Raw genomic sequence first — 6,594 nt, 5'->3', positions numbered from 1 at the left:
CATCTTTTCTACGCTTATTTCATATTCTTTACAACGCAAAAAACCTTCCATTTCCAACTCTTTCTTCCTCGGCTAATCCATAGTTAGCGTTTGAGGAGCTAATTCAGAGCAAAATTGAAGCAAAAACTAAAGATTTAGTTACTGAAGAAGCACTAAAAACTGCGCTGAAAGCAAAAGCTGACAAGAAGTATGTTGATGATCAACTAGCTGAAAAAGCTGATGCATCTGCACTAGAGGCAAAAGCTAACGAGAGGTATGTTGACACTGAATTAGCTAAAAAAGCTGACAAGACTGAAGTTGTACCAACAGTACTCAAACTGTCTGAAACAGATTCTTGGCTTATAAGAGCAAGTAACTTGACCTGTTAGAAGAGGTAGATTTTCTACCTCTTTCTCTATATTCAAGCATATAAAAGCTACTATAATCTATCCCAAACCTCGACTATATCCTCATCAAAGTCTATTACTTCTGCTTTTTTAAATCGGTAGCAATTGCTGACGGATTGAATTCCTAAATCTCCTACAAAAGGAATGGCATCATTGCCTAGAATTTTACCGCTGCGGCAGATTATCAGCCTGTCGATTAAATTATGCTTCAGTAGCTCTGTGATCAGCGTTCCTCCACCTTCAACTAATAACCTTGTTATGCCAACCTCTGAAACAAGTTTTGATGCCGTGTCTTTCAGGCAGACTTTGCCTGTACTGTTTGAATTAACTACTAGATAATCAGTGTTTTTTATTTTTCTCTCCACCTCTTTATTTGTGATCACCCAAGTTGTTACTTTACCTGCAGTCCTTGCAATATTGTGCTCTTCTTTCAATTTTCCCTGGCTATCTATAATTAGTCTTATGGGTGACCTATCTTCAAGTTGTGGTAATCTGCAAGTCAAAAGTGGATTGTCATTAATGAGGGTATTGCTGCCAATCATAATTGCATCATATTTTGCTCTAAGCTCATGTACCCAATTTCTTGTGTTTTCGCTTGTTATCCATTTGCTATCACCTGTAAATGTTGCGATTTTTCCATCAAGAGTTGTTGCGACTTTGCAAGCTGTAAATGGTCTGTGTAATTTCCGAGTGGTGAAGAAGCCGATATTCAATTTTTCTGCCTCCTCTTGCATAATTCCTTGTTTCACTTCAATTCCTGCTTCCTCTAGGGCTTTAATGCCTCCACCTAAAACTCTTGTGTCGGGATCAATTGTTGCAATTACTACCCTTTTTATTCCAGCTCTTGTGATTTCCGCGGTGCAAGGTTCTGTAACTCCAAAATGGCAACATGGCTCAAGAGTGACGTACATAGTTGCGCTGTGAGTTGAATCTTTAGCACTTTGCAAAGCAACTACTTCTGCATGTGGGCGCCCGCCGATTCCTGTATGGCCCTCACCAACTACCACACCATCTTTTGCAATGACACACCCAACAGCAGGATTTGGTGCAACACTTCCGAGGGTTTTTTCAGCAAGCTTTAGTGCAATTGACATGAAATGATCGTCGGTCATTAGAAAGAAGTCATTTCGTATGAGGTATCAAAGATTCTTCTATGCTCGTGTACGGCAAATCTGTCTGTCATACCTGAGATGTAGTCGCATATTACTACTGAACGCTCGAATTCATAGGCGAGCTTGTTCCACTCTGTGGGCAATAATCCTGGGTTTTCATAAAAACATTGAAAGAGCTCCTGTACCATACGTTTTGCTTTGTTCATCGTTCTGTTCAGTCTATAGCTCCTATATATTTTTTCCATGTTGAATTTTTTCATTTCTTTTGTAGCATTTGCAACTTCTGGTGAAAATGTAACTAGCATCTTATTTAAACTTCTTACGTCCTCTACACTTTTTATTTTATAATCTTCAATATTTTTTTTAGTCTGAGAAACAACATCAGTTATCATAATTCCTATAGTTCTACTCAGTGATTCATGTATGAGCTTACACTTAGGCAATTTTGAATATCTACTCTTTACGTCTTTAAACGTTTCTCCAATTAAACGAATATCAAGTAAGTCTTCTACAGTCACCAAATTTGCCCTGAGTGCATCGTCAAGATCATGAACACCGTATGCAATATCATCAGCAATTGAGGCAACTTGTGCTTCAACGCTTGAGAATTCTTCAAGTTTTAGGTCATATTTTTCATTATATTCTAGCAATAGTTGATTATTTGTGTGGAATACTGCATTCCGACCAAGTAAGGGACCGTTATGCTTTGCAACGCCTTCAATAACTTCCCAACTTAGATTCATACCGTCAAAGTCAGCATGTTTTTGCTCAAGATAAGTTAAAATCCTTATAGCCTGAACGTTATGGTCAAATTCATACTTCTCGCTATCAAGATTCAAATCTTGAACTGATTTCTTTAGAGCATCCTCTCCTGTGTGACCAAACGGAGGATGACCTAGGTCATGTGCAAGCGCTATGCATTCAGTAATATCCTCATATAAACCGAGTCTACGTGCAATAGATCTTGCAATTTGTGCAACTTCGAGGCTATGAGTAAGCCGAGTGCGATAGTAGTCGTGCTCATAATTGATAAAAACTTGTGTTTTGTATTCCAATTTTCTAAACGCATTAGAGTGAATGATGCGATCCCTATCACGCTGAAAACAACTGCGGTTTTCATCTTCTGGCTCTTTAAAATATCTTCCTCTTGTTTTACTTGGGAAACATGCATAACTTAATAGAAAATTATTGTTTGACATGTAAAATTTCTACTATAATAAATTATCAATAATAAACGGTAGTGACTATGTCAACAGATTACAATATTAACTTGACTGACAATGCGTTAAAGAAAATTCACTCCCTTGTAGAGCAGGAAGAGGACAAAAGTTCTGTTTTGCGAGTTGCAGTTTCAGGTGGCGGATGTTCTGGCTTCAAGTATAATTTTCTTATAGATCGAATAAATAAAAGTCTATCTTTGAGTGATGACGACGATGATGATTACGATGATGAATTTGATGATGACGATTATGAAGAAAGCGAGGATTATAGAGGCCACTCTAGCTTTAGCGGGAAAAGCAGAGATATAGTAATTAACGACGAAAACGGAAACCCTGTATTAATGGTTGATAATTGTTCAGCGAAATTTTTAAATAACTCAGTTATAGATTACACTGAAGATCTAAGTGGTTCTGGGTTTCAAATAAAAAATGCTCTTGCTAAGTCTCAATGTGGGTGTGGTAACAGCTTCTCAATTTAATTATGCCTCCTAGGCCTTTTCAACATGGGTGGTGATGTAGCACTAGAGCTAACTTCTATAGATAAGAGCTTCAAAGAAGCTCCTGCTGTTATAAAAGATATAAATCTAAGGGTCGCGAAAGGACAAGTAGTTGCATTGATTGGCAGTTCAGGATCAGGAAAAACAACTATATTGCAAATTGCAGGTTTATTGAATAAGCCAACTTCAGGTATAGTAACGATAGATGGAGTGAATTGTACACAAGCCAGCAATAAACATAAAACTCATATAAGAAGAAGTTTTCTGAGCTTTGTTTATCAATTTCACTATTTGTTACAGGAGTTACCGGTATTGGAAAATGTTATGCTTCCTCAGCTCATTGCAGGAAGAAGCAAAACTGAGGCAATAAAAAATGTGCAGATAATGTTGGAAAAATTCGGTCTGGAAGACAAAGCAAGTAGTATGATATCTGAAATTTCTGGCGGAGAGAGGCAAAGAGTTGCAATTGCAAGAAGCGTTGTAAATTCCCCAAGACTTTTACTTGCAGATGAACCAACGGGAAATTTAGATCTAACAAATTCTTTGAATGTGTTTTTGCTATTATATTCATATGTAAAGGAAAATAATAGCTCTATGCTTATAGTAACACACAATCACCTCCTTGCAGAAAAGGCAGACTGTATTTTACAGTTAAAGGATAGATCACTGGTAAAATTGTGAATGGATGTAGTATAGAACTAGAATCTATTGAGCTACTATCTTGTACTTACCTAACCAATGGTCATTAACAGGGTATAGTCTGCACGAAGTACTTTCATTACCTTTTATACACGGGCTTTTTAACTTGCGTGACTTGCTTAGAAGGCACCCTGATAGCATAGACGCAATTAAAACAAGAAATAATAACTTCCTAAACATAACAAAACCTTTTTGTTTATATTACTACACTCATTTTTCTTGTTTGTAAAGATTAAGCGTACTCTCTTATTTTCACCTCTTTTTTGGTCTTTTGAGAAGAAATAGCTGCACTGTTCAAGCGCAGTTTTATATAGTCGTCTATGATTTGAACTACCTCCTCTTCTTTATCTCTCAAGAAGTGATTAGTATCGTCTATAATGTGGTATTCCATATGGCCACTTTTTACTGAGTTCATCAGCCTTTTTGCTAGTTCTGTTACATCGCTTTCTTCTGAGATTGTATCATTACTGCTTTGTATTATAAGCCCAGGAACCGGACAGGGAGAGAAAAAAGAGAAGTCGTACTTTGTTGCCGGAGGAGAAAGGGCAACAAAACCTACTACCTCAGGGCGGCGCATTGTCAATTGCATAGCTACCCATGCTCCGAAAGAAAAACCAACTATCCAAATTGGAACGTTACTAGGATTATGTTCTTGGAGCCAATCGATAGCTACTGCAGCATCAGTTAATTCCCCTATACCCTTATCGAAAGTTCCGGTGGACTTTCCCACACCACGGAAGTTGATTTTCAATGCAGAAAAGTTGTTGCTGATAAAAGATGCGTATATATTATGTATTATTTTACTATTCATATTGCCACCATATTGGGGGTGGTGGTGTAAAATTAGCACAACTGGCGCGTTAGCTTCCCTACTTTGGTGATACTCACCTTCTATTTTTTTTGCTGCATTATTCAAAAAAACTTCTACCACGGTAGCTCCTAATAAAAACCTGCTTGACAGATATTAACTAATGTAAATCGTGTATATATTAATTATGTATTAATTTTACTGTTTTTGCAACAAGCTTTTTATCATGTTAAGCTAATATATATGACTGTTATAGCGAGTAGTAAAGAGTTTTCCTAATTAAATGACAGATAAATCTTCAAGTCCCTTTTCTTTAGGTGGTGATTACGTATATGCTGACTATAATGCAACTTCCCCAATTATTGACAGTGTAAAGAAGAGTATACTTGAGGTCTTATCAAAACAAATTCTGAATCCTTCATCATTACATAGAAAGGGACAAGAGGCGAGAAAGATTCTCCAGGATGCAAGAGATAATGTTCGTGGGATTATTGGCGCTTTAGGTGGTAAAGAAGTAGTTTTTACGTCTGGTGCGACTGAAGCAAATAATCTTGTTATGAGAGGGATAGCGGGCTATCGATATGTAATTTCAGCTATAGAGCACCCTTCAATTTTCAATTCTGCGTATAATCCACATATAATACCCGTTAATCAAGAAGGTGTTGTTGATCTTTTAGAGCTGGAAAAGATTCTGAGCAAACTTGAGAGGGATAGAGTAATAGTTTCAGTGATGATGGCTAATAACGAAACTGGGGTTATTCAGCCTGTTAAGGAAATAGCTGAAATAGCACATAAGTTTGGAGCAATCTGTCACACCGATGCTGCTCAAAGCGTTGGAAAAATTGAAGTTAATATGGAAGATTTAGGGGTGGATTTACTCACTTTATCTGCTCATAAATTTGGCGGTATAGCGGGTAGTGGAGTTTTAATATTCGACAAAAAGCTTGTAATAGAGCCTATTGTAGTAGGTGGTGGGCAAGAGAAAGGATTACGAGGTGGTACGGAAAATATTGTTGCAATTGCAGGTCTTTCTGCTGCATTGGGAGATATCCTAGATCTTCTATCAAAAATGGATGAAGTAAAGAAGCTACGCGATCAATTGGAGTGTGAGCTGTTAAACCTTGCCAGCGGTATCAAAATCTTCGGTAAAAGCTCCAAAAGGTTACCAAATACAAGTCTCATTTATATGCCGAAAGTAATGAATGACGTGCAGCTCATGCATTTTGACTTAAATAACATTGCAGTTAGCAATGGCTCTGCATGCTCTTCTGGAAAAGTTGAACCTTCCCATGTTTTGCTTGCAATGGGGGCAACAAAAGAGCAAGCAGAATGTTCGATTAGAATCAGTATAGGTCCAAAAACTAAACCACGAGACGTAGAAAAAATAGTGGATTGTTGGTATAATATCTATAAGAAGAACATTTTGATATAGATAAGATATCAAAAAAAACTACTTGGTTTGGTAGAGACTTGCAATCTTGAAACCATCGATTAGGTCTCATCGCTACAGTCCCCCTATCAGAACTGTGCATGCGAATTTCCCTCACACGGCTCCACAATATAGTGTTTACAATATTTGCTTCTGTGCATATAAGGAAACATATATTCTTGGCTTCGGTGTACCAATTCCCATCACACAGGGAGAGGATATACCACACGCTATTCTTTTTTTCTCGTTTGGTAAATTTCTTAAACATTAAAGCAATTTATGAACGAACATTTATTCTTGCAACAAATGTTCCCATTCCAGCGCTTGACGCATAGCTGTACGAACATTGCGCTACTAGTCTCTGTGAACAAAATTTTAGAGAAGCCATATGAGAGAACCAACGAAGTTTAAAAAACCCATAAAAACCTCAGCAGTCTTGTCAA

Annotated in this window: 6 protein-coding genes; 3 read left to right on the top strand and 3 right to left on the bottom strand. The window is 37.4% G+C overall.

Annotation, left to right across the window (positions count from 1 at the left end; all coding sequences use genetic code 11):
• Positions 1 to 418: 418 nt before the first annotated feature.
• On the bottom strand, positions 419 to 1,498 hold the full coding sequence (gene ribD / locus GO685_RS02655) for a bifunctional diaminohydroxyphosphoribosylaminopyrimidine deaminase/5-amino-6-(5-phosphoribosylamino)uracil reductase RibD (RefSeq protein WP_175937460.1): 1,080 nt from the start codon (positions 1,496 to 1,498) through the stop codon (positions 419 to 421).
• Complete coding sequence (locus tag GO685_RS02650) at positions 1,498 to 2,697, bottom strand: deoxyguanosinetriphosphate triphosphohydrolase (protein ID WP_175937459.1); 1,200 nt, start codon at positions 2,695 to 2,697, stop codon at positions 1,498 to 1,500. The genes ribD and GO685_RS02650 overlap by 1 nt, the downstream gene beginning before the upstream one ends.
• Before the next feature lie 47 nt (positions 2,698 to 2,744).
• Between GO685_RS02650 and GO685_RS02645 the strand changes: the two genes are divergently transcribed.
• Together GO685_RS02645 and GO685_RS02640 are read left to right on the top strand one after the other, a co-directional pair.
• The gene (locus GO685_RS02645; protein ID WP_175937458.1) at positions 2,745 to 3,197 is read left to right on the top strand and encodes a HesB/IscA family protein; all 453 of its coding nucleotides are present in this window, start codon (positions 2,745 to 2,747) and stop codon (positions 3,195 to 3,197) included.
• A gap of 24 nt (positions 3,198 to 3,221) precedes the next feature.
• Positions 3,222 to 3,896, top strand: a complete 675-nt coding sequence (locus GO685_RS02640) for an ABC transporter ATP-binding protein (RefSeq protein WP_175937457.1) — start codon at positions 3,222 to 3,224, stop codon at positions 3,894 to 3,896.
• Positions 3,897 to 4,146: 250 nt separating this feature from the next.
• Here GO685_RS02640 and GO685_RS02635 read toward each other — a convergent pair whose 3' ends face one another.
• Positions 4,147 to 4,845, bottom strand: coding sequence for an alpha/beta fold hydrolase (locus GO685_RS02635; RefSeq protein ID WP_175937456.1), 699 nt, complete (start codon positions 4,843 to 4,845; stop codon positions 4,147 to 4,149).
• Positions 4,846 to 5,005: 160 nt separating this feature from the next.
• Between GO685_RS02635 and GO685_RS02630 the strand changes: the two genes are divergently transcribed.
• Positions 5,006 to 6,154 (top strand): cysteine desulfurase family protein, encoded by a 1,149-nt coding sequence (locus tag GO685_RS02630; RefSeq protein ID WP_175937455.1) that lies wholly within the window; start codon positions 5,006 to 5,008, stop codon positions 6,152 to 6,154.
• Positions 6,155 to 6,594: the final 440 nt, after the last annotated feature.

Source organism: Wolbachia endosymbiont of Madathamugadia hiepei, from assembly GCF_013366855.1.
Lineage (GTDB): Bacteria > Pseudomonadota > Alphaproteobacteria > Rickettsiales > Anaplasmataceae > Wolbachia.
This window is presented reverse-complemented; position numbering and strand designations above follow the sequence as displayed.

Bases quoted from the DNA above. Each gene is read 5' to 3' on its own strand.
- ribD (WP_175937460.1), bottom strand. From the start codon at position 1,498: ATGACCGACGATCATTTCATGTCAATTGCACTAAAGCTTGCTGAAAAA.
- GO685_RS02650 (WP_175937459.1), bottom strand. From the start codon at position 2,697: ATGTCAAACAATAATTTTCTATTAAGTTATGCATGTTTCCCAAGTAAA.
- GO685_RS02645 (WP_175937458.1), top strand. From the start codon at position 2,745: ATGTCAACAGATTACAATATTAACTTGACTGACAATGCGTTAAAGAAA.
- GO685_RS02640 (WP_175937457.1), top strand. From the start codon at position 3,222: ATGGGTGGTGATGTAGCACTAGAGCTAACTTCTATAGATAAGAGCTTC.
- GO685_RS02630 (WP_175937455.1), top strand. From the start codon at position 5,006: ATGACAGATAAATCTTCAAGTCCCTTTTCTTTAGGTGGTGATTACGTA.